Source organism: Asanoa sp. NPDC049573 (genome assembly GCF_040676615.1).
Lineage (GTDB): Bacteria > Actinomycetota > Actinomycetes > Mycobacteriales > Micromonosporaceae > Asanoa.
This window is the reverse complement of the sequence record NZ_JBFAPI010000006.1, coordinates 147,044-166,550: the sequence shown is the minus strand read 5'-3', so window position 1 is coordinate 166,550 and position 19,507 is coordinate 147,044. Positions and strand designations below refer to the sequence as shown.

General features: G+C 69.7%; 19 protein-coding genes and 1 pseudogene. 9 read left to right on the top strand and 11 right to left on the bottom strand.

The features are described from left to right. Nucleotides 1-7 precede the first annotated feature (7 nt). The 3 genes from AB0J74_RS16215 to AB0J74_RS16205 all read right to left on the bottom strand — a co-directional run bounded on the left by AB0J74_RS16215 (nt 8) and on the right by AB0J74_RS16205 (nt 2,510). Nucleotides 8-1,309, bottom strand: coding sequence for a DUF1800 domain-containing protein (locus AB0J74_RS16215; RefSeq protein WP_363448549.1), 1,302 nt, complete (start codon nt 1,307-1,309; stop codon nt 8-10). A gap of 67 nt (nt 1,310-1,376) precedes the next feature. Continuing rightward, nucleotides 1,377-1,877, bottom strand: coding sequence for a nuclear transport factor 2 family protein (locus AB0J74_RS16210; protein ID WP_363448548.1), 501 nt, complete (start codon nt 1,875-1,877; stop codon nt 1,377-1,379). Nucleotides 1,878-1,886: 9 nt separating this feature from the next. Continuing rightward, nucleotides 1,887-2,510, bottom strand: coding sequence for a TetR family transcriptional regulator (locus AB0J74_RS16205; protein WP_363448547.1), 624 nt, complete (start codon nt 2,508-2,510; stop codon nt 1,887-1,889). 87 nt (nt 2,511-2,597) lie between these two features. Between AB0J74_RS16205 and AB0J74_RS16200 the strand changes: the two genes are divergently transcribed. Together AB0J74_RS16200 and AB0J74_RS16195 are read left to right on the top strand one after the other, a co-directional pair. Next, on the top strand, nt 2,598-4,538 hold the full coding sequence (locus AB0J74_RS16200; protein ID WP_363448546.1) for an AAA family ATPase: 1,941 nt from the start codon (nt 2,598-2,600) through the stop codon (nt 4,536-4,538). Nucleotides 4,539-4,554: 16 nt separating this feature from the next. Further along, nucleotides 4,555-5,181 carry a pentapeptide repeat-containing protein gene (locus tag AB0J74_RS16195; RefSeq protein WP_363448545.1) on the top strand — a complete coding sequence of 209 codons (627 nt, stop codon included), beginning with the start codon at nt 4,555-4,557 and terminating at the stop codon, nt 5,179-5,181. Nucleotides 5,182-5,188: 7 nt separating this feature from the next. Here AB0J74_RS16195 and AB0J74_RS16190 read toward each other — a convergent pair whose 3' ends face one another. The 3 genes from AB0J74_RS16190 to AB0J74_RS16180 all read right to left on the bottom strand — a co-directional run bounded on the left by AB0J74_RS16190 (nt 5,189) and on the right by AB0J74_RS16180 (nt 9,051). Continuing rightward, entirely contained in the window at nt 5,189-6,166 is a 978-nt protein-coding gene (locus AB0J74_RS16190) for an alpha/beta hydrolase fold domain-containing protein (protein ID WP_363448544.1), read from the bottom strand. Nucleotides 6,167-6,231: 65 nt separating this feature from the next. Further along, the gene (locus AB0J74_RS16185; RefSeq protein WP_363448543.1) at nt 6,232-6,855 is read right to left on the bottom strand and encodes a fasciclin domain-containing protein; all 624 of its coding nucleotides are present in this window, start codon (nt 6,853-6,855) and stop codon (nt 6,232-6,234) included. A gap of 93 nt (nt 6,856-6,948) precedes the next feature. Continuing rightward, entirely contained in the window at nt 6,949-9,051 is a 2,103-nt protein-coding gene (locus tag AB0J74_RS16180) for a M14 family zinc carboxypeptidase (RefSeq protein WP_363448542.1), read from the bottom strand. 161 nt (nt 9,052-9,212) lie between these two features. Here AB0J74_RS16180 and AB0J74_RS16175 point away from each other — a divergent pair, with 161 nt between their 5' ends. Next, a complete protein-coding gene (locus AB0J74_RS16175; protein ID WP_363448541.1) occupies nt 9,213-9,971 on the top strand; it encodes a class I SAM-dependent methyltransferase in 759 nt (252 codons plus the stop codon). A gap of 192 nt (nt 9,972-10,163) precedes the next feature. Here the strand turns inward: AB0J74_RS16175 and cpt are convergent, their stop codons facing one another. Beyond that, nucleotides 10,164-10,697 carry a chloramphenicol phosphotransferase CPT gene (cpt, locus tag AB0J74_RS16170; protein ID WP_363448540.1) on the bottom strand — a complete coding sequence of 178 codons (534 nt, stop codon included), beginning with the start codon at nt 10,695-10,697 and terminating at the stop codon, nt 10,164-10,166. A gap of 23 nt (nt 10,698-10,720) precedes the next feature. On the opposite strand from cpt, the gene AB0J74_RS16165 reads away from it, so the two are divergent. Next, nucleotides 10,721-11,779, top strand: a complete 1,059-nt coding sequence (locus AB0J74_RS16165) for a DUF4331 family protein (RefSeq protein ID WP_363448539.1) — start codon at nt 10,721-10,723, stop codon at nt 11,777-11,779. A gap of 18 nt (nt 11,780-11,797) precedes the next feature. Here AB0J74_RS16165 and AB0J74_RS16160 read toward each other — a convergent pair whose 3' ends face one another. Further along, the gene (locus AB0J74_RS16160) at nt 11,798-12,043 is read right to left on the bottom strand and encodes a hypothetical protein (protein WP_363448538.1); all 246 of its coding nucleotides are present in this window, start codon (nt 12,041-12,043) and stop codon (nt 11,798-11,800) included. Nucleotides 12,044-12,200: 157 nt separating this feature from the next. On the opposite strand from AB0J74_RS16160, the gene AB0J74_RS16155 reads away from it, so the two are divergent. From AB0J74_RS16155 to AB0J74_RS16145, 3 genes are read left to right on the top strand one after another with little or no spacing between them, the layout of a single operon-like run. Beyond that, on the top strand, nt 12,201-12,359 hold the full coding sequence (locus AB0J74_RS16155) for a hypothetical protein (protein WP_363448537.1): 159 nt from the start codon (nt 12,201-12,203) through the stop codon (nt 12,357-12,359). 9 nt (nt 12,360-12,368) lie between these two features. Beyond that, nucleotides 12,369-12,989 carry a TetR/AcrR family transcriptional regulator gene (locus AB0J74_RS16150; protein WP_363448536.1) on the top strand — a complete coding sequence of 207 codons (621 nt, stop codon included), beginning with the start codon at nt 12,369-12,371 and terminating at the stop codon, nt 12,987-12,989. Between the two features lie 45 nt (nt 12,990-13,034). Continuing rightward, on the top strand, nt 13,035-14,135 hold the full coding sequence (locus tag AB0J74_RS16145; RefSeq protein ID WP_363448535.1) for an aldo/keto reductase: 1,101 nt from the start codon (nt 13,035-13,037) through the stop codon (nt 14,133-14,135). An 81-nt stretch (nt 14,136-14,216) separates the two neighbouring features. Here AB0J74_RS16145 and AB0J74_RS16140 read toward each other — a convergent pair. From AB0J74_RS16140 to AB0J74_RS16130, 3 genes and pseudogenes are all read right to left on the bottom strand, one after another. Beyond that, nucleotides 14,217-14,438, bottom strand: a pseudogene (locus tag AB0J74_RS16140) (hypothetical protein); the annotation flags it as partial. A gap of 49 nt (nt 14,439-14,487) precedes the next feature. Continuing rightward, the gene (locus AB0J74_RS16135) at nt 14,488-14,979 is read right to left on the bottom strand and encodes a pyridoxamine 5'-phosphate oxidase family protein (protein WP_363448534.1); all 492 of its coding nucleotides are present in this window, start codon (nt 14,977-14,979) and stop codon (nt 14,488-14,490) included. Between the two features lie 55 nt (nt 14,980-15,034). Then, entirely contained in the window at nt 15,035-16,072 is a 1,038-nt protein-coding gene (locus AB0J74_RS16130; protein ID WP_363448533.1) for a hypothetical protein, read from the bottom strand. 287 nt (nt 16,073-16,359) lie between these two features. Here AB0J74_RS16130 and AB0J74_RS16125 point away from each other — a divergent pair, with 287 nt between their 5' ends. Together AB0J74_RS16125 and AB0J74_RS16120 are read left to right on the top strand one after the other, a co-directional pair. Continuing rightward, complete coding sequence (locus tag AB0J74_RS16125; RefSeq protein ID WP_363448532.1) at nt 16,360-16,731, top strand: nuclear transport factor 2 family protein; 372 nt, start codon at nt 16,360-16,362, stop codon at nt 16,729-16,731. Between the two features lie 1,480 nt (nt 16,732-18,211). Continuing rightward, entirely contained in the window at nt 18,212-19,435 is a 1,224-nt protein-coding gene (locus tag AB0J74_RS16120) for an AAA family ATPase (protein WP_363448531.1), read from the top strand. Nucleotides 19,436-19,507: the final 72 nt, after the last annotated feature.

Here is a 19,507-nt window from a genome sequence, read left to right as displayed (position 1 = left end):
CTGCTCCTCAGTGGATCGTGTATTCGGGGCTGACCAGGCCGAGCTGGAGCAGCCGTTCGGGCTTGCCGGCCGCGCCGGCGAGCACCGCGCGGGTCCGGTCGGTCCAGCCGTCGACGACCAGCAGCCGGGCCAGCGCGTCGGTGCGTCCGGCGGCGGGCGCGGCCCGCAGCTTGTCGAGGACGGGCGGCGCCGCGTAGTCGGCGAGCAGTTCGGCCAGCCGCAACCGGGCCTGCAGCGAGCTGGTGGTCAGCCAGGCCGCGCCGGCCGGCCAGCCACCCACGCTCGGCGGCCGCAGCGGCACCTGGTCGAGGCCGTTGAGTCCGCTGACGAGTTGCTTGCGCTGCTGCTCGGAGAGCCGGGCCGGGCGGACCCCGAGCTGCCGCATCGCGCCGACCGCCCACTCGACCGGCTGTTTGACGAGCTGGCCGCGGGTTCCCTCGAAGCCAGCGTCGGTGAACAGCGCGGTCAGCAGGTCGTCGATGTCGCGCCCGGCGGCGACCAGCCGGCCCTTCACCTCGTCGGCGATCGGCTCGCCGCTGGCGAAGCGGAACCAGAGGCGCTGGGCCACGAACGCCGTCGTCGCCGGTTGGGTCGCGACCAGCTCGGCGAACCCGTCGGCGTCGAACGCCGCCGTGCGGCCGAGGATGATCTTGGCGCCGCGGTCGTGCCGGCGAGCCACGAACCTGACGGTGCCGGCGCGGCGGTCGACCGTCCAGCCGGTGAGCGCGCGGGCGCCGGCCTTGACATCGCCCTCGGTGTAGTTGCCGATGCCGAGCGTGAACAGCTCCATCAGCTCGCGGGCCAGGTTCTCGTTGGGCGCCTTGACCGTGTTCTTCTGCCCGTCGAGCCAGACGACCAGCGCCGGGTCGCGGACCATGCGGGCGGTGAACGCGGCGAAGTCGCCCCGGCCGTGGTCGCGGAACGTCTGCAACTGGCCGAGCATGAGCGGTGCGGCCTTGACCTTCTGCGCGCTGGTCGCCCAGTGCCCGTGCCAGAAGAACACCATCTTCTCGGCGAGCTGGTGCTCGGCCGCGACCATCCGGTCGAGCCACCATTCGATGGTCGCGGCGACCTGCTGGCGCCGTTGCTGGTTGGCCTTCTGCCTGTCGGCGCGGCCGGCGTCCTTGCCCAACTCGGCGACCGCGGCGAAGACCGGTGGTGGCGGCGCGGCCGAATCCGCACCGGCCGGTCGCACCAGTCGCCGGACGGTGGCGTCGTAGCCGGCCCGCTCGGCCGCGTCGACCTCCTCGGCCGTCGGCCCGAAGGTGGCGCGGCGCAGCAGGTGGGCGATCCTCGCGCGGTCAGCCATGGGTGGACCCTAGGCCAGCCGTGTACGAGGAACGTAAGGGCGTTGTCAGCCGTCGATGCGGCAGGTCCTACCGGCGTCGGGGCCGGTTGGGGTCGCCGAGCGGCACGATCCGTCGTTCGCCGAACCGCGTCATCGCCGCGAGCGGTTTGACCGCCAGCCCGATCAGCCGGCCGAGCCCAGGCTGACCCTGCCGGCGCAGCATGCGCGGGCCGAGCCCGACCATGGTCTCAGTCAGCGCCGGCAACGGCCGGCCGAAGAACGTCAGCTCGCCGATCAGCCCGGCGTCGTCGAGCCGGATGAGCTGTGCCTCCTCCACCGCCTGAGCGCCGACCCGACCATGGAAGAAGAGGGCGTACGTCGAGCCCTCGCCGACCTCGGTGTGGAACCGGACGTCGTCGAACACCTCGACGGCCGAACGCAGCACTTCGGTGATCTGCTCCCGGCCGTGGAACCGGAACTTCTCGGTGAGTGGCGAGATGAAGACGGCGTCCGCGGCGAGGCAGCCGCCGGCCGCCTCGGCGTCACCGGCCTCGAGTGCGGCCCGCCACGTTGCGATGGTCGTTGGCATCATCCATGCCTACCACGACGCGGCGAGCCCCGACTCCAACTGGTCGAAGCCCCGGTTGGCGGCGGTGACGGCCGGCCGGTGGACCTGCGCGGCCGTGCGGCCGCCGATCAGCCGCCGCCAGTTGTCGCGGGCCAGGATCCGCTGGACCACCAGGATCTGCCCGGCGGCCAGCCGGGCGGGCAGACCCCCGCGCGGGTCGAGCGCGTGGGCCAGCGCCGCCTCGTCGGCCTCGGTGTAGCTGGCCACCCGGGACGCCAGGCTCGGCGTCTCGAACACCATCCGGTGGTAGGCCAGCACCTGCGGGTGGTCGTTGAGGCCGGTGACCGGGTCGCGGTCGCGCAGCCCGTCGAGAAAGTGCCGGCGCAGGGCGGCCAGCGGCCGCTCACCGGCGGCCCGCCCGGCGACCACCCGCGCCGCCTCGCCGCTGTGGTCGGCGATCCGGTGCAGCACCAGGTCTTCCTTGGTCGGGAAGTATTTGAACAGGGTCGGCTTGGACACCTCGGCCGCCGCCGCGATGTCGGCCACCGGCACGGCGTCGAAACCCCGCTCCAGGAAGAGCGCGATGGCGGTCGCCGAGATCGTGTCGTGGGTGCGCTGCCGCTTGCGCTCGCGGAGGCCCGCCTGTTCGGTCACGCGCCGAGTTTACGGAAGGACGACTAACTTGGGCAAATTTTTGACTGCACGCTAATCTTTACTCGGTTAAGCATTGGAGGATGCCCTGTGAGCCTCGACCAGCAGCTCGCCGAGGAGCGGGCGCACCTCGCCGCTTCACGGGCCGCGTTGGCCCGGATGCTCGACACCGCGCGCATGCGGGTCGCCACCGGCGCCCAGGTCGCCGGTGACCGCTACACCGCCGAGACGCTGGGCCGGATGCTGCGCACCCACGCCAAGGAGTTGGCCGCCGAGCCCGACGGCCCGCTGTTCTTCGGCCGCCTGACGTTCGACTCCGGCGAGCATCGCGGGCGGCGCTACTACATCGGCCGCCGGCACGTCGCCGAGCCGCCGGAGGAGCCGCTCGTGGTCGACTGGCGGGCACCGGTGTCCCGGGCCTTCTACCGGGCCAGCGCCCGCGATCGACTCGGTGTCGCCGTCCGCCGGCGGTACGGGTGGTCCGGCGGCGGCGAGTTGACCGGTTTCGAAGACGAGCCCCTCGACCACGACACCACCAGCCGCCTGCTCACCGAGGAGATCCTGCGCCCCCGGGTCGGCCCGATGCGCGACATCGTCGCGACCATCCAGCCCGACCAGGACGAGTTGGTCCGCGCCGGCCTCGACGCGTCGCTGTGCGTGCAGGGCGCGCCGGGCACCGGGAAGACCGCCGTCGGCCTGCACCGGGCGGCCTACCTGCTCTACGCGCACCGGCGGCGGCTGGCCCGCGGCGGGGTGCTGGTGCTCGGGCCCAACCCGGCCTTCCTGGCCTACATCGGCGCGGTGCTGCCCGCCCTCGGCGAGGTCGACGTCGAGCAGCGCACCCTCGACCAGCTCCTCGACTACCGTCGTCCGTCCGCCGTGGACACTGATCGGGCGGCGGCGGTCAAGCACGACGCGCGGATGGCGACCGTGCTCAGCCGCGCCCTCTACGCCGGGCTCGGCGAGCCCACCGGGCCGCTGGCGGTGCCGGACGGCTCGTTCCGCTGGCGGATCTCCGAAGGCGTGCTCGCCGGGCTGATGGCCCAGATTTGGCACGAGTCACCGCTCTACGGGATCGGGCGCGAACGGCTGCGGTCCCGGATCGTCGACCGGCTGCGGCGCCAGGCCGAGTCGCGCGGCCTGGAACTCGGCGCCGCCTGGGCACAGCGGATCGGCCGCAGCCGTCCGGTCCGCGCCGTCGTCGACCAGCTCTGGCCGCCCGTACGCCCGGAACGGTTGGTCGCGGGGTTGCTCGGCGACCCCGCGGCGCTGGCCGAGGCCGCCGACGGTGTCCTCGACCCGGCCGAGCAGGCGGCGATCGTGCGCCGCACGCCCCGCTGGACCTCCGCCGACCTGCTGCTCGTCGACGAGGTGGCCGGGCTGGTCGACCATCCGCCGCGCTACGGGCACGTGATCGTCGACGAGGCGCAGGACCTCTCGCCGATGCAGTGCCGGGCGGTCGCCCGACGCAGCACCCACGGGTCGCTGACCGTGCTCGGCGACCTCGCGCAGGGCACCACACCGTGGGCCGCCACCGCCTGGCCCGAGCAGTTGGCCCACCTCGGCAAGCCGGGCGCGCCGGTGGTCGCGCTGACCGCCGGCTTCCGGGTGCCGGCGGCCGTGGTCCCGCTGGCCAACCGGTTGCTGGCCGCTCTCGACGTCGACGTGCCCGCCACCCGACCGGTCCGCGACGACGGCGTCCTGCGGGTCGAGCGGACCGACGACCTGCCGTCGGCGACCGCCGCGGCGGTGCGGGCGGCCCTGTGCCAACCGGGCTCGGTCGGCGTCATCGCGGCGGATGCGGCGGTCGCGGGCCTCTCGCAGCGGTTGCCGCCGAGCCCGCGGGTCACGATCCTGCCCGCCGGCCTGGCCAAGGGCCTGGAATACGACCACGTCATCGTCGTCGAGCCGGCCGACATCGTCGCCGCCGAACCCCGCGGCCTCAACCGGCTCTACGTGGTGCTGACCCGAGCCGTGTCGCGCCTCGACATCCTGCACAACCGGCCCCTCCCCCGGTCGATCGCCGGCTGAGGTTACGGTGGTCGGCGTGCCCGGTCGACCAGCCCTGACCCTCACCGACACCACCGACGACCTCGAACACGAGGCGCTCTTCCGCCGGCTCCGCTTCGCCGGCCGCGACCTGTCCGGCCAGGAGGCCGACGTGGTCGAGTTCGACCAGTGCCGCTTCGAGCGCACCTCGCTGGCGGCCGCGGTGCTCGATCAGCCGCGCTTCACCGACTGCGTCGCCGAGCAGGGCGACTGGGCCAACACCCGGTTCAACAAGCCGACACTGCTCCGGGTCCGCTTCGCGGACGTGCGCCTGACCGGCGCCCAGTGGGCCGCCGGCACGCTGCGCGAGGTGACGTTCGCCGACTGTCGCGCCAACCTGGCTGCCTTCCGCTTCACCTCGTTCGCACACGTCTCCTTCGTCGACTGCAACCTTTCCGGCGCCGACTTCACCAACGCCGACCTGCGCCGCGCCGAGTTCACCGGCTGCGATCTGACCGGCGCCCAACTCTCCAACGCCAACTGCGCGGGCGCCCACTTCACCCGCTGCGACGTGGCCGGCCTCGGCGGCGTGACCAGCCTGGCCGGCGCCACGATCGCCGCAGCCGACCTGGCCGCGCTGTCACACACGTTCGCCCAGGCCCTGGGCATCACGGTGGTCAGCTGAGCGACGGTCAGCTGGCGCTGACGACGGCGACGAACGCGCCGGGCGTGAGCAGCCGCCCGATCGCGCCCAGCCGGTCGTCGGTCATCCGGGCCCCGATGGCGGTGCCCGGGATCGAGTGGGTGACGTGCACGGCACCCGGGTAGTGGTGCAACTCGGTCGGCACGCCGGCGCGGATGAGCGACAGCGCGTAGTCCAGCCCCTCGTCGCGCGTCGGATCGACCTCGTAGGACGTGACGTACGCGGGCGGCAGGCCGGCCAGGGCCTCGATCGGCGCGCGGGCCGGCGCCGCGTAGATGGGCACGTAGGCCGCTCCCGGCTCGGCGGTGCCGCGCAGGTAGTAGCTCCAGCTGTAGAGCGAGTTGCGCGGTTGCCAGACCGGCACGTCGGTCAGCGTCCGGATCGACCGGCTGGTCAACCGGTCGTCGACCGTCGGCGCGTCGAGGAACTGGGCGATCAGCCGTGGCCCGCCGCGGTCCCGGGTGGCCAGCGCGAGTGCGGCGGCCAGCCCACCGCCCGCGCTCTCACCGAGCACGCCGACCCGCGCCGGGTCGACGTCCGGCGCGCCGGAAAGCCAGAGCAGCGCGGCGTACGCGTCGTCGAGCGCCGCCGGATACGGGTTTTCCGGCGCCAACCGGTAGGCGACGCTCAGCACGGTGACGTCGATCCGATCGACGATCTGTCGGGCCCGGCCGTCGATCGCGTCGATGGAGCCGAGCGCGAAAGCCCCGCCGAACAGGTAGATCAGGGCGGGCAGCGGGCCGCCGACCCCGGCGGGCCGGTAGAGCCGTCCGGCCACCCCGTCGTCGCGCTGATAGCCCGGCAACACCACGTCGGTCACGCTGATGCCCCGCTGTGACTCGTACCCCGGCAACCCCTCCCGCGCGGCGGCGCTGTTCTTTCGGGCCGTGGCCAGGTCCGCGAGGTCCGACCTCGGGAACCCGCCGGCAAACATCGCCGCCAACTCCGGATCGAGGTAGTACTCCATGTGCGGACGCCTGCCCGCGATCGCGCCGGTTATGCGCCCGGCTGCCGACATTGAGCTGCGTCGAGTCAGTGTCCGGGGTCGCTGCCGGTGCCCGCGGTGGTCGGCAGGTTGCCGAGCACGTGGTTGATGATGTGGATGCGGCCGTTGGCGATCCGGTAGTCGGCGCACACGGTCTGCGCGTCCGGGCCGATCCGGGCCATCGAGTCGGCCTTCGCGACCGTGACGGTGGTGCCGTCGAGCGTCTTGACGGAGCCGGCGTCGATCAGGTCGGCCAGGCTCAGCGAGCGGTCGACGAGGTGCGCGCGCAGCAGCGTACGCAACGTGTCCTTGTCTTTGATCATCAGTTCGTCGAGGTTGTCGCTGGAGAACTTGGCAGCGAACGCGTCGTCGCTCGGCGCCAGCACGGTGATGCCCGGCTTGCCCTTGAGCTCGGGCAGCAGGTCGGACGCCCGCATCGCGCCTTCGAACGTGGTCAGCACCGGGATCCACGACAGCGCGCTGTCGACCGGTTCGGTGGCCAGTGCGGTCGGGTTGCCGGGCTCGGTGCCGCTGGGCAACGCGTCGCAGAGCGGCCCCTGCACGCCGGCTTCCGCCTTACCCTCGGCCGAGCCGGTGCAGCCGGCGGCCAGAAACAGGGCGGCCGCCGCGGTCAGCGCGAGCGCGGCGCGGCGGGGCGAGACAGTCCACATGAGAATCTCCAGACGAGCATGGGGCGTCGCACCGGCGGGCCGGGGGTCCCGGTCCGACCCGCCGGTGCGAACGTTTCCTACGTCAGTGCGACGTCACAGTGTCGCGCACTGACCGGCCTTCGGTCCGTTGACCGTGTTGCGGACCTCGAGGTTGGTCGGGGCCGGGCTGTTGCCCGAGCAGCTCAGCGGGCCGCTGACGCTGTTGCCGGCCAGGTACGGCGCGCCGCCACCGGTGTTGTCGGCCAGGTTGACCGGGCCCGACACCGTGGTGCCGATGACCGTGACCGGGCCGTTGGTGTTGGTGACCCGCAGCGGGCCGCCCACCGTGCTGTCGCCGAGGAAGACGCCGCTGGCGCCCACCGCGTTGACCGGACCGCTGATGGTCGTGTGGGTCGCGACCAGGGTCGCACCCGGGCGGACGTTGACCGGGCCGTTGACCGTCGCGTCCTCGATGCACGCGAAGCCGGAGACGGTCAGCGGGCCGTTGTGCTTGCCGGTGAGGGTCGGGTAGACCCGCTCGCCGGACACCCACTCCTCGGCACCCTGACCGTCGAGCAGCAGCGGGATCAGGCCACGCTCGGGCTGGGCCAGCGGCACGATGTAGCCGTCGGCCACCTTGACGACCTTCCAGCCGTGGTCGGCGATCCGCTGTGCCACGGTCGCGCCGACGCCGCCGGGGCCGTCGGTGCGGGCACCGTTGTACTGCTCGTCCGTGAGCTTGTAGGCACACGGCGCGTTGTCCAGGATGTCTTCCGCGTCCGGCTGGTCGGCCGGCGGCGGGGACTCGCCCGGGTGCGGCGCGGGGTGCGCCGGGATGATCCGCGAGCCGCGGAAGACGATCCGGCCGGAGTTGCCGGCCTGGAACTCGATCGCCTCGGTCCGGGCTTCCTTGATGTCGCCGAGCTGAGCGTGGTGGTAGTCCATGAACGAGTTGAACGTCCACAGCGCGGAGAACGTCTTGCGGCGCCGGTTGTTGGCGGCGTTGCCCTCGTCCGGGCGGGTCTGGCCACCGGAGCTGCGCAGCTCCAGGAGCGAGTTGATGGTGTTCTTCAGACCCAGCGTGTTGCGGAGGATGGTCTCCTCCGACAGGCCGACCTGGCCGCCGTTCTGGCAGCCGTAGGGGCAGGGCCACCAGCCGGACTTCGCGCCCTCGACGTACATGTGGTTCTCGATCATGTCGAGCGACTCGTCGTAGATCGGCTGGGCCACGTTCTGGTGGCGCGGCGGCAGCATCGGCAGGTCACCGGCCTGGCTGTTGCCGAACTCGTGACCGTCGTAGCCGGCCACCGGGCGGTAGTCGCGCAGCATCCGCACGTACGCCGCGGTCTCCGGCTGGCGGATCAGCGAGTAGTCCCGGTTGAGGTCCTGCCCGGTCGAGTTGCCCCGGGTGTTGGCGGCCCGGCCGTCACCGTTGATCGACGGAACGATCAGCACGGTCGTGCCCTTGAGCAGGTCGAGGGTGCGGGCGTCGTTGCTGAACGCCAGCTGGCGGGCCATGATCAGGCAGGCCTCGCGGTCACCGGGCTCGTTGCCGTGCACGTTGCAGTTGACGGCCAGCGGCGAGGTTGCCGCAACCGCGGCCGGGGTCGCCGGCGGGGTCGGGTAGCCGATGACGAACATGTTGATCGGGCGGCCCAGCACGGTGCGGCCGATCTCGACCACCCGCACCCGCTCGCTCATCTCGTCGACGGCGGCGGTGTACGCGTACTCGTTCACGTCGCTGGTGAACTGCGCGGCCTGGGTGGTCTCCCACTGCGTACGCAGGTTCTGGCCGGCCACGTTCGGGTCACCCCAGGGCGCGCGGGTGGCGTCGAATACGGGGGTCGAGTAGGGCTGCTCGGCAGTGCCGATCCGGGCCCGTACCCGCCATTCGAACCGGTCACCGGGGTTGAACCCGGAGTCGGCGAAGGTCGGCTTCTCGTTGTTGATCTGACGGTTCGGCCGCCACACACCGACGATGGTCGGGTTGCCGGTCGGCTCGTTCGCGGCGTCCACCGCGGTGCGCTCGATCTGGTAGTCGGTGGCACCGTCGACCGGCGTCCAGGCGACGGTGGCGAACCCGTCGGCCTGGGTGACCGAGAGGTTGGTGACCTGGTTGGGCTCTGCCGCGAACGCCGAGGTCGACGACACGAACGGAGCGAAGCTGGCAGCGAGCAAGGCGGAGAGAGCGATGACGGTAGGCCGCCGTCGTTTCATGAATCCTCCAGGTTGGGGGGACCCCGGGGGGAACTCCTAGATCAAGCCATCGGTGTCGGTCAGCCTGACTGTCCTCACGGGCCGATCGCAACGATCTTGAGAAACTCTTGAGCCTTCGAAACCCGGATGAGGCGTACGCCGGGACGGTGTTGACTTGGGTCGTGGATCGTCAACGGCTCAGCAGCATCGCCCACTCACGGCACCCGATCGCGGCGCCGGTCTCCGGCGTCAACGTCAACCGGCTGCTCCGGCGGGCCGGCCGCGAGCCGACCGCCCGCATCCTCGACCTGGGCTGCGGCGACGCGGCCTGGGCGATGCAGGCGCTGGCCCACTACCCCGACGGTCACGCCGACGGGGTCGATCTGAACCCCTATGTCCTCGAACGCGCGGCCGCCGCCGCCGAGGGACGAGGCCTGTCCGACCGGCTCACCCTGCACGAACGCGATGCCCGCGACTATGTGCCCGACGGCGACTACGACCTGGTGCTGTGTGTCGGGGCGACACACATCTTCGGCGGGTTCGCCGGCACGCTGCGGCAGGCCGGCCGGCATGTCAACGCCGACGGCGTCCTGCTGGTCGGCGAGGGTTTCTGGCAGGTCCCGCCGACACCGGCGGCGCTGGCGGCGCTCGACGTGAAGCCGGCCGACTACACCGACCTGGCCGGCCTGGTCGACGCGGCCGAGGAAGACGGCTGGACGCCGGTCTACGCGCACGTCAGCGATGCGCAGGAGTGGAACGACTACGAGTGGTCCTGGGTCGGCTCGTTGACCGGGTGGGGTCTGGACAACCCCGGGCACCCCGACGCCGCCGAGGTGCTCGCCGTCGCGCGCGACCACCGGGCCGGGTGGCTGCGCGGCTACCGCGACGTGCTCGGGTTCGCCACGCTCGTGCTGCGCAGGGCAACCAACAGCGCCGGGTGACCGGTCGTGCCGGCCATGTCGACGACCCGGGTCCGGTGCGCGGAGCCAGGGCCGGCCTTGCGGACCAGCCGGATCCTGGATGGGGTACGTCAGCCCGAGCGCCCCCGAGGTGCGCGTGGTGGATGTCGCGCCTGACCATCATTCGGCCCTGTGCGCGGCGCGGGATATGTCCCCGGCAGGCGCGCCGCGTGGTCACCCTTCCTGGCGCTGCGCGCGGCCCGCGATGGCCCGGGCGCACTCCATCGCCTCGGTGTGCGTGGTGTCGACCTCGAGGTCGTAGACGACCCCGCGATGGACGATCTCGGCCTGGTCCCGGGCCATGCCGGCGACCCGGTCGCCGCGGGCGACCTCCCGGCCGGCCGCGACGGCGGCGTCGCACCGGACGCCGACCCACAGCACGGGCAGATCGCCGAACGCCCGCCGCCACTCGTTCTGCGAGTCGGCCCCGCCGAGGAACACCTCGTCGACGATGATCCGAGCGCCTGCGCGAGCCATCGCGACGACGCCGTCCCGCCAGGCCGCCTCGAGCGTGCGGAACTCGGGCGCGATGACCACCGTCCCGTCCGGCGGGAACTCGATCAGGCCTTTGGTCGCGGGCAACATCTCGACGAACGCGTCGGTCCCGAGCGCCAGCCAGCTCTCCGGCAGCACGGCCTGAAGACACCGCGCGATGCCGGACTTGCCGGAACTGGACCCACCGTTGAGCACGATCACCTGCACCTGCATGCCGTCACGGTAGCGGTCTTCGTGTGGCGCTGATCGAGGTTAGATCCTTCGACAACGGGAACCCGATGCGCGAAGCCAACTCAGACAGGGAAACCCGAATGTCCAATCATTTCAGCGCTGACAACCTCAAGTTCCCCGGTGACGACCGGCGTCTGGACCTGACCGACGTCTTCGCGTTCACCTCGTCCAGCAGCCCCGACAAGACCGTGCTCATCATGGACGCCAACCCGACCGGCGCCCCGCCACCGATCCCCGAGCAGCACCAGGGTCCGGAGTTCTACCCCGGCGCCGTCTATCGGATCAATGTGGACAGTGACGGTGACACCCGGGGTGACGTCGCCTTCACGTTCGTGTTCTCCGACTACCGGGACGGCACGCAGACCGGCACCGCCTGGTATGCCACCGGCGCCGACGCCCGCCGGCCCGAGCCGGCCGGCGAGGTGATCGCCGACGCGATCCCGGTCACCTTCGACGGCTCGGTCAAGCCGGTCGAGAAAGACCAGATCCGCCTGTTCACCGGCCTGCGCAGCGACCCCTTCTTCGCCGACGTGGAAGGCGCGTTGCACGGCCTCGAATGGACCGGCCACGACGACTTCGCGGGCAACAACGTCGACTGCATCGCCCTGGAAGTGCCCAGTTCCATGCTGGGCCCAAGCCCGACCATCGGCGTCTGGGCGACGATCAGCCGCCGAAACAACGGCAAACTCGAGCAGATGGACCGCGGCGGCAACCCGACGATCAACCCGTTCATCAATCCCGACGGGCAGAAGAACCTCTACAACGCCCGGCAGCCGTCCGACGACGTGGCCAACTATCTGGGCCCGTGGTCGAAGGTCCTGGAAGAGGGCGGCTATTCCGCCGAAGACGCCAAGGCGGCGGCGATGCAGGACCTGCCCGACATCCTGCGCTACGACCGCACCAAGCCGGCGGCCTATCCCAACGGCCGCAGCCTGACGGACGACGTCTTCAGCATGCGCTTCGCGTGGCTCACCAACGGCCGCATCGGCCCGACGGGCCTGCAACCGCACGACGACATGCTGGCCCAGTTCCCCTACCTCGGGCCGCCGAACCCCGAGCAGTGACGACGCCAGGGCAGCCGATCAGGCGGACGGCTCGGCTTCCTCCGTGTCGTCGTTGATCTCTTCGGGATCGGTCTTGCCGCTCGCCGGGCCCGTGTACCCCGTCGCGAGCAGGTGGCTATCCAGGACCTCGTATAGGAAGTGACCTTCACTGACCCAAAGCCGGCGCTGACTTCCATCGGCTCGGGCCACCACGAAGTGAATCCGCCCTGACTGGTTCTTGTGTCGCCAAGCTCTGAGGACGACACGATCCTTGATGACCGGCACTGGCCCCTCCCCTTAGAGATCGACCAGGTTGCCACAAGCCAGTCCGAGATCGACAGTGTCCGGACAGTCAACGTCACCCAACGACTCGTCTGTGCCTGCCGCTCCCAGTCCGCCCCCTCGGGGCAAGGCTGACGTAATGGCGGGGGCACGGTGGTGCGTGGTTAGACTCGGGCTGCTGTGGCTGAACCCGGTCGACGGCGAGTACCGGGTGTCGGTGTGGTTGCTTCTCCTCGGCGTGATCGGTCCGATCGCTGCCATCTTCGACCTGCGTAAGGTACTCGCTCACCGCCAGGAGATGCGGGCCAGCGCGCAGTAAAGTGGACCGGTGAGTCCAGAAACCGGAACCGCCGGCATGGAGCGGACGCTGACCCGCAAAGGGGTCGCCACGCGGCAGCGGATTGTCGAAGGCGCCGCCGCGGAGATCAGGGAGCGGGGCATCGCCGACACCACCCTCGACGACGTGCGGGCCCGCACCGGCACCAGCAAGGGTCAGCTCTTCCACTACTTCCCCGACGGGAAGGACCAGTTGCTGCTCGCGGTGGCCCGGTTCGAGGCCGACCGCGTGCTCACCGACCAGCAACCCCAGCTCGGCGCGCTCACCTCGTGGCCGGCCTGGCAGGCCTGGCGCGACCGGGTCGTCGCCCGCTATCTCGCGCAGGGGCGCGACTGCCCGCTCAGCGGCCTCACCGCCCAGCTCGGCCGCGGCTCCCCTGGTGCCCAGGCCGTGGTCGCCGAGCTGATCGCACAGTGGCAGGGCGAGATCGCCGCCGGGATCAGACACATGCAGGGCATCGGCGAGATCGACCCCGGCCTCGACTCCGACCGGTCGGCGGCGGCGCTGCTCGCCGGGATTCAGGGCGGTGTGATGGTGCTGCTCGCCACCGGCCAGATCGGCCACCTCGAAGCCGCGCTCGACATTGGGATCGCCGGTCTGCGCCGCCGCTGAATTCTGGACTTGCGGGTCCATTTTTCGCGACGCAGGGTTGGCAACATGAACAACGACTACTACCTGTTGGGGCGGTCCGGGCTGCGGGTGAGCCGGCTGGCGCTCGGCACCATGAACTTCGGCGTCGAAGGATTCCACGCTCCCTACGGCAAGACCGAGGCGGAGGCCGAGCCGATCTTCCGGCGCTACGTCGAGGCGGGCGGCAACCTGATCGACACCGCCGACTTCTACACCGCCGGGCAGAGCGAGACCATCCTCGGCAAGCTGATCGCCGCGGGCGGCGTACGCGATCGCCTGGTGTTGACCAGCAAGTTCACCAACACCGTCGACCCGGCCGATCCGAACGCCGGCGGCAACGGCCGCAAGCACATGATCCGTGCGGTCGAGGCGTCGCTGCGCCGGCTGGGCACCGACTACCTCGACCTCTACCTGCTGCACACGTGGGACCGGATCACGCCGGTCGAGGAGGTCGTGCGGACCTTCGACGACCTGGTGCGGGCCGGCAAGGTGCGCTACGCCGGCCTTTCCGACGTGCCCGCCTGGTACGCCGCCCGCGCCCAGACCTTCGCCGAAGCGCACGCGCTGACCCCGATGGTCACCGTGCAACTGCCTTACTCGTTGGTGGCCCGCGACATCGAGGCCGAGTACACGGCGATGGCGCAGACCCTCGGCCTCGGCCTGACCGCCTGGAGCCCCATCGGTGGCGGGCTGCTCAGCGGCAAGTACCGTCCCAGCGGCGACGGAACCGTGGCCGGCGACGGCCGCCTGGCGCTCGACGGCCAGCGTCCCGTCGGCGAGCGCGAGTGGCGGGTGGTCAAGGAACTCGACCACGTGGCCGGTGAACTCGGCCGCAGCATGGCCCAGGTCGCGATCAACTGGGTGGCCACCCAGCCCGGGGTCGGCTCCGTCATCGTCGGCGCGAGCCGGCCCGCCCAGCTCGACAGCAACCTCGCCGCGCTCGACTTCGAGATCCCGCCGGCGTTACGCGCCCGCCTCGACGCGGCCAGCAAACCGGTCTGGGGCGCGCCGTACTCGATGTTCACGCCCGAATACCAGTCGTGGATCGTCAGCCCGGGGTTGGGCATCGGCGACAAGCCGGCCGGGTACGCCCCTCCAGTGTGGAACGCTGCCGCTGTGTCTTCTTAGGACGGACAGGTGTCGAGCATCGTCTGCAAGGCCGACTTCTCCGACGACTGCAGGCGCAGGCCCCAGGACGACTTGCACGCCGCTGCCGTCGCGCTTGAGCACGGTCTCGCGGGTGTTGCAGGCGCCGGGGATGGTGATCCAGTGCGGGAACAGGTCGCGGCTGTAGCCGCTGGACGAGCCTTCGGTGGCCACGGTCAGCCCGTTGAGCGGCGACTGCGCGCTGGCCTTCGACGGGATGCCCGGTGGGGTCGCATCGGCGGGCACGGCCGTCAGGGTGGCGACGGCGACCGCGGCCACGGGCAGCTGACGCTCTCGCGTCCGGCTCGCACCCCGAGGGGGCCGCGCCGGCCGATCAGGACTTGGCGACGGCCCGCTCGCCCTGGCCCGGCTTCCAGATGGTGACGACGAGGTGGCCGTCGGTGAGGGTGACCGACGACGCGCTGTGCAACTCGGCCACGTAGAACGTGTCGAATTCCTGGCCACGCAGGTCGAGCCCGATCTCCGCGTAGAGGTCGTCGGCGAACCGCTGGTGCATCGCCCTGTCAGGATCGTTGAACACCGCACCGAACAGTTTCACGTCGCCGTCGCCGACCTGCGGGTCCACAGTGGCCGTATGTAGGCAGAACCGCGGGTCGCGACCGAGGTCGCGGAACTTCTGGGTGTTGGGCATCCCGACCAGCACCAGCCGGCCCTCGAAGACCCGCGGCTCGATCGGGCTGATCCGCGGGGAGCCGTCGGCCCGCACCGTGGCGAGCATGCACAGCTTTCCGGTGGCGGCGTGTCGCCGCTGAAAGATCTCGGCGATCCGCGGTGCCTCGTCGACGAACTCCTGCCAGGTAGCCATGATCGACCATCTTACGGTGGCCGGCCCCGCGCGGGCCGGCCACCTCGGCGAAGCGTCAGTCGACCGTGGGTGGCGCCGTCCGGGCGGCTTCCTGCAACGCTGCCGCCGCATCACTGTAGGGGTTGTAGGTGTAGGCACGGGATACCCCGCCCGGGATCGTGAAGTATTCGGCCGACAGCTTCGCCGGGTCGCTGGCGATCTCGCCACGGCCGGGCAGGTCGTCGCCGTCGTCCCAGCCCCACGGCGCGTTGGCCGAGTTGGCCGAGCACCCGAACGTGCCCGAGCCGCAACCGCCGGTGGTGTCGCCGGCGAACGTACCCAGGCTGGCGAACAGTTTGGTGTTGGCCCGTTGTGCCCACAGCCCGCCGGCGGCGAACAGGTCGACCAGCTTGTAGCGCACGTCGCGGTCGTCACCGCTGCTCGGCGACTCGGCCACTGTGGACGGATAGTAGACGATGCCGTCGCCGACGATGTCGTACTGCGGGCGGGCCTTGAGACCGTGGCCCTTTGACTCCTGTGCGGTGACGGGGTGGGTGAACCCGTCGTGCGGCGAGGTCGCCAACTGCAGCGTGCCGTCGACGCCCTCCCGCCCGGAGGTCCAGGTGCTACCCGCCGGGGTGTACGAGTAGAAGTCGCTGTGCGCGACCGTCACCGCGCCGCGCAGCGTGCCGTAGGTGGACCCGTCACGCTCGACCGCCAGCAGAACGCCTTCGGCGTCGTTCTCGTGCTCGGTCTCGAAGAAGGGGTGATCGGCCCAGTCGCGGGGGTGGAAGAACAGGTAGGTGAGATACCAGTAGGCGCTGGTCTCGACGACCGAGTAGTAGGCGTGTGCGGCAACCGACGCCCCGGCGTGGTCCCAGTTGTCACGCCCGTCGAGGTTGCCGTCGAAGTCAACGGCGGCGATGAAGTCGCCCCTGCCACCGATGGCGTGGCTGCCGGTGGCGTCGACGTCCTGGTAGTGGATCGGTGCCCAACGAAGGGCAAGCTCGGCCCGACTGACGGCGGCGGCCGCCGGGGTCGAGGTGGTGAGCGCGCTCGCGCCGACCAGGGTCAGGACAAGGCTCGTGGCCAGGAACCTGCCTCTTACACGCATATCTGTGCTCCCGCGTCCGGAGTGGAGGAACACGTCGGATCCTGCTCCCCAGACACATCCATCCGGCGACATGGAGATAGACAGACATCAACCCCTGAGCGAACCGAACCGAGAGCCACAGGTGCGCGCGGCCGTCGGGGGCACGACCGCTTGCTCCCGCGCGCAACGGGCCGGTCCCTGGCGGGCCCGTCCCTGCCTGGTCCGCGGTGTGCGCTGACGCCCGTGGGGCGCCGGCCTCCGGAGCTAGGCTCGATGTACCGGCCGGACCATGACGAGAGGGTTGGCGCATGCCAGGCGCGGAGGAACTGCTGCACAGCAATTTGCACGAGGTCTTCGGTGAACGCGACCCGCGACGCCGGCGCGCGGCCATCGACCGGACATACACGGAAGACGTGACCTTCACCGACCCGGACGGCGTTTACCGAGGGCGGGAAGCGCTGGACAACCAGGCCCAGAAACTGCTCGACGGTGCGCCCGGTTTCGTGTTCGAGGAGGACGGCCCCGCCTACCTCGGCCCCGACACGGCGGCGCAGGCGTGGCGTTTCGGGCCGCCGGGCAATCCGGTCGCCCGCGGCGTCGACGTCCTGACGATCCGCGACGGCCTCGTGAGCGACCTGCGCACCCTGCTCGCGACCGCGATCGATCGGCCGCCCCGGTGACCGGTCCGCGGTCGGGTCAGTCATCTGCCGCCACAACGGTGGACCGCCTCGTCCAGAACAGCGACCGGATCCTCAGCCACCGAACGGATCATGCGCTAACCATCGCACAGCCGCCCACCGCCACGGGCACAACTCATCGATCGAACTCCGTCGAGATGTATTCGTGCAGTGGATAGTGATCCGGCTGTTTGTAAGGTGCTCGGGATGTTTGAGGGTCTCGACGAACTGCGCGCAGGCGACAGGCGCCGCGAGTGGGAGTCCGTGCGCGCCGCGGTCGAACGTCCACCTGCGTCCGGGGCAGTACTGGGCCCTGCCGTTATCGGATGGCCGTTTCGGCTGCGGCCGGGTCATGGCGGTCCCCGCCTTCCCGAAGGACCAGATCGGGGTGGATAGGCGACGAGCTACCGACCTTCGACGCGATCGCGGGCTACGCCATCCTCGAACAGGCCCAGACCAGATTCGAAGCCATCAGCAAGACGGGCGGGAGCCGGCTCGGGGTACGACCGCTTGGCCTCGATGGGTTGGTGGCTATCGACCCCAACGCCGGCCACGTTGGCGCAGTGCACCTGGTCTGGCTCTGGCAGGCAATCCTCGACATGGCAGAGGAATACCTTCTCCCCTGAGCCTTGCGACAGAGACAGAATCCGGCGTACAGGCCGACTCGCCCGTCACCCTCCTGGTAGCAGCCGACGGCCCGGACGGCCCGCAGACTGCCCAACGGAGATCGTTTACAGGGGTACTTCGCCGAACTCTGGCTGGCTGCTCTTGGGAGAGCGGCGCAAGCTCTGAGCCTGCCAAGGTCATCTCCCAGAGTTCTCCCGAGGAACGATGACGATGCAGAAGAGCCGGCCCCCCGCTTCGGGGAAACCGGCTCTGACCTGCTGGTCTATCTGGTGGGCGATACTGGGTTTGAACCAGTGACCTCTTCCGTGTCAAGGAATCCTGATGCTCGCTGCGCCGAGGCTGATGCGGGTTAGGAGCTGCGAGACCGTCCGCAGCAGTCCGTGCAAGTCCAACGATGCCGCTGGCGATTGTCACTCAGTTGGTCACTCACACCCACACGCAGCCCCATCCCTGATGCCCCTAACGATCCCAAGTGTTTAGGTTCCGCGCGGCGCCGGGTCCGCACGTGACTCCGACCGCAGCGATCCCCATCTGTCGGTTTAGGGCGATAGCGTCGGCAACCGTCGAAGGCGAAGACGGCGCCGTCGCGGGCTACCCGAACCCTGCGGGTCCTCGATCGCCTGCGGGTCCACCGTCGTCTTCGAGGTCCGTCACCGAGCTGGTCCGTCTGGCGCAGGTGGCGTGAGCGACGCCGGGCGAGAGTCACGGAAGCCTCAAATCTGGCGAATCTTCAGCTCGTGCGGCCGAACGCGTCGAATAACGCGCCCAACCGGTTCAGAACTCGACCAGTTCCGACAAGGCATCATGGCGATGATCAGGACGCAGAACTGTCGTGCCCTACCTCTAGCATGCAGGCGTGAGTGACTACATAGAACTCGGCGAGCGCGGCACTCTTGGACGCGTGCGGCTCGTCGCGGACGAAGGCCATCTTCTCTACTTCGATCTGAGCGGTGGCGCAACAGGATGGGTTCGGCTTGATGAGCACTCCAGCTTCAAGGCGCACGACGTGATCCTGATCTACTCGGATCGCATCGAAAAGGCTCCGTCCGAGCTGTGGCCCGAAGACTCGTGGGTCGCGGTGGTAAAAATCAAGCTTCCTGACGTCACGGTGGTCGACCAATCCGGCACCCGCAAGATTGTCCCAACGCGGAACGATGTCGAGTACCGCGAGGGGAACACGGTAGAAGCACTTGCTTCCCGCGGCGTCGTACGAGTGCTCTCGGAAGAGCCGCTGCGATTTCTTGATGATGAGGTTGACGAGCATCAAGTAGAACAGTTTGTTAAGAACACCGACTACGACCTTGACTTCCACGACTTTGGCGGGTTGGAAAGCGTGGTTGAGCGCGCCCGTGAACTTATAGAGACGCCGCTAAAGTATAGGGAAGCACTTTCGGCGATCGGAGCTCGGCCGATCAAAGGCGTTCTGTTCACTGGATTGCCGGGAACCGGAAAGACAATGCTGGCTCGCATCATTGCCAGCAGGGCGGACGCCGTGTTCTATCAGATCAGCGGCCCCGAGGTCATCAGCAAATGGTACGGCCAAAGTGAGCAGCTCCTTAGGAAGATCTTCGAACACGCTGCGAACCAGGATCGCGCCATAATCTTCTTCGACGAGATTGACAGTGTCGCAACGCAGCGTTCTGAGGACGCACACGAGGCATCCCGTCGAATTGTCGCTCAGCTGCTCACTCTGATGGATGGCTTCTCTGCGCAATCAAACGTCGTGGTAATTGCAACGACAAACCGACCCCAAGACATCGACTTAGCACTTCGGCGTCCCGGCAGATTCGACTGGGAAATCGAATTTCCGCTACCTGCCCAACGCGATCGCGAAGAGATGTTAAGGGCGTCAGCGAAAAAGCTGCAGACGGCTGGACCATTGCCGTTTCCGCTTCTAGCAGAACGTACGGATTCTTGGTCTGCGGCAGAACTCGCTGCAATCTGGAGCGAAGCCGCCCTCCTTGCGGTAACCGACGAACGTAAAGCGATAATGGCCGAAGACGTAATCGGCGGTTTTGAAAGAGTCGAGAAGCAAAAGCGACAAACTTTGCGTATCTCCAAGAATGGAGAGTCCAAGTGAATCTAGCGGCCCGTTTTCGGGGTTGGCTCAGGCGTCGGCGGCGGCAGCGTGCCGCCCGTAGGTTGGGCGCGG

Bases quoted from the DNA above. Each gene is read 5' to 3' on its own strand.
- AB0J74_RS16215 (WP_363448549.1), bottom strand. From the start codon at position 1,309: ATGGCTGACCGCGCGAGGATCGCCCACCTGCTGCGCCGCGCCACCTTC.
- AB0J74_RS16210 (WP_363448548.1), bottom strand. From the start codon at position 1,877: ATGCCAACGACCATCGCAACGTGGCGGGCCGCACTCGAGGCCGGTGAC.
- AB0J74_RS16190 (WP_363448544.1), bottom strand. From the start codon at position 6,166: ATGGAGTACTACCTCGATCCGGAGTTGGCGGCGATGTTTGCCGGCGGG.
- AB0J74_RS16185 (WP_363448543.1), bottom strand. From the start codon at position 6,855: ATGTGGACTGTCTCGCCCCGCCGCGCCGCGCTCGCGCTGACCGCGGCG.
- AB0J74_RS16180 (WP_363448542.1), bottom strand. From the start codon at position 9,051: ATGAAACGACGGCGGCCTACCGTCATCGCTCTCTCCGCCTTGCTCGCT.
- cpt (WP_363448540.1), bottom strand. From the start codon at position 10,697: ATGCAGGTGCAGGTGATCGTGCTCAACGGTGGGTCCAGTTCCGGCAAG.
- AB0J74_RS16145 (WP_363448535.1), top strand. From the start codon at position 13,035: ATGAACAACGACTACTACCTGTTGGGGCGGTCCGGGCTGCGGGTGAGC.
- AB0J74_RS16135 (WP_363448534.1), bottom strand. From the start codon at position 14,979: ATGGCTACCTGGCAGGAGTTCGTCGACGAGGCACCGCGGATCGCCGAG.
- AB0J74_RS16130 (WP_363448533.1), bottom strand. From the start codon at position 16,072: ATGCGTGTAAGAGGCAGGTTCCTGGCCACGAGCCTTGTCCTGACCCTG.
- AB0J74_RS16125 (WP_363448532.1), top strand. From the start codon at position 16,360: ATGCCAGGCGCGGAGGAACTGCTGCACAGCAATTTGCACGAGGTCTTC.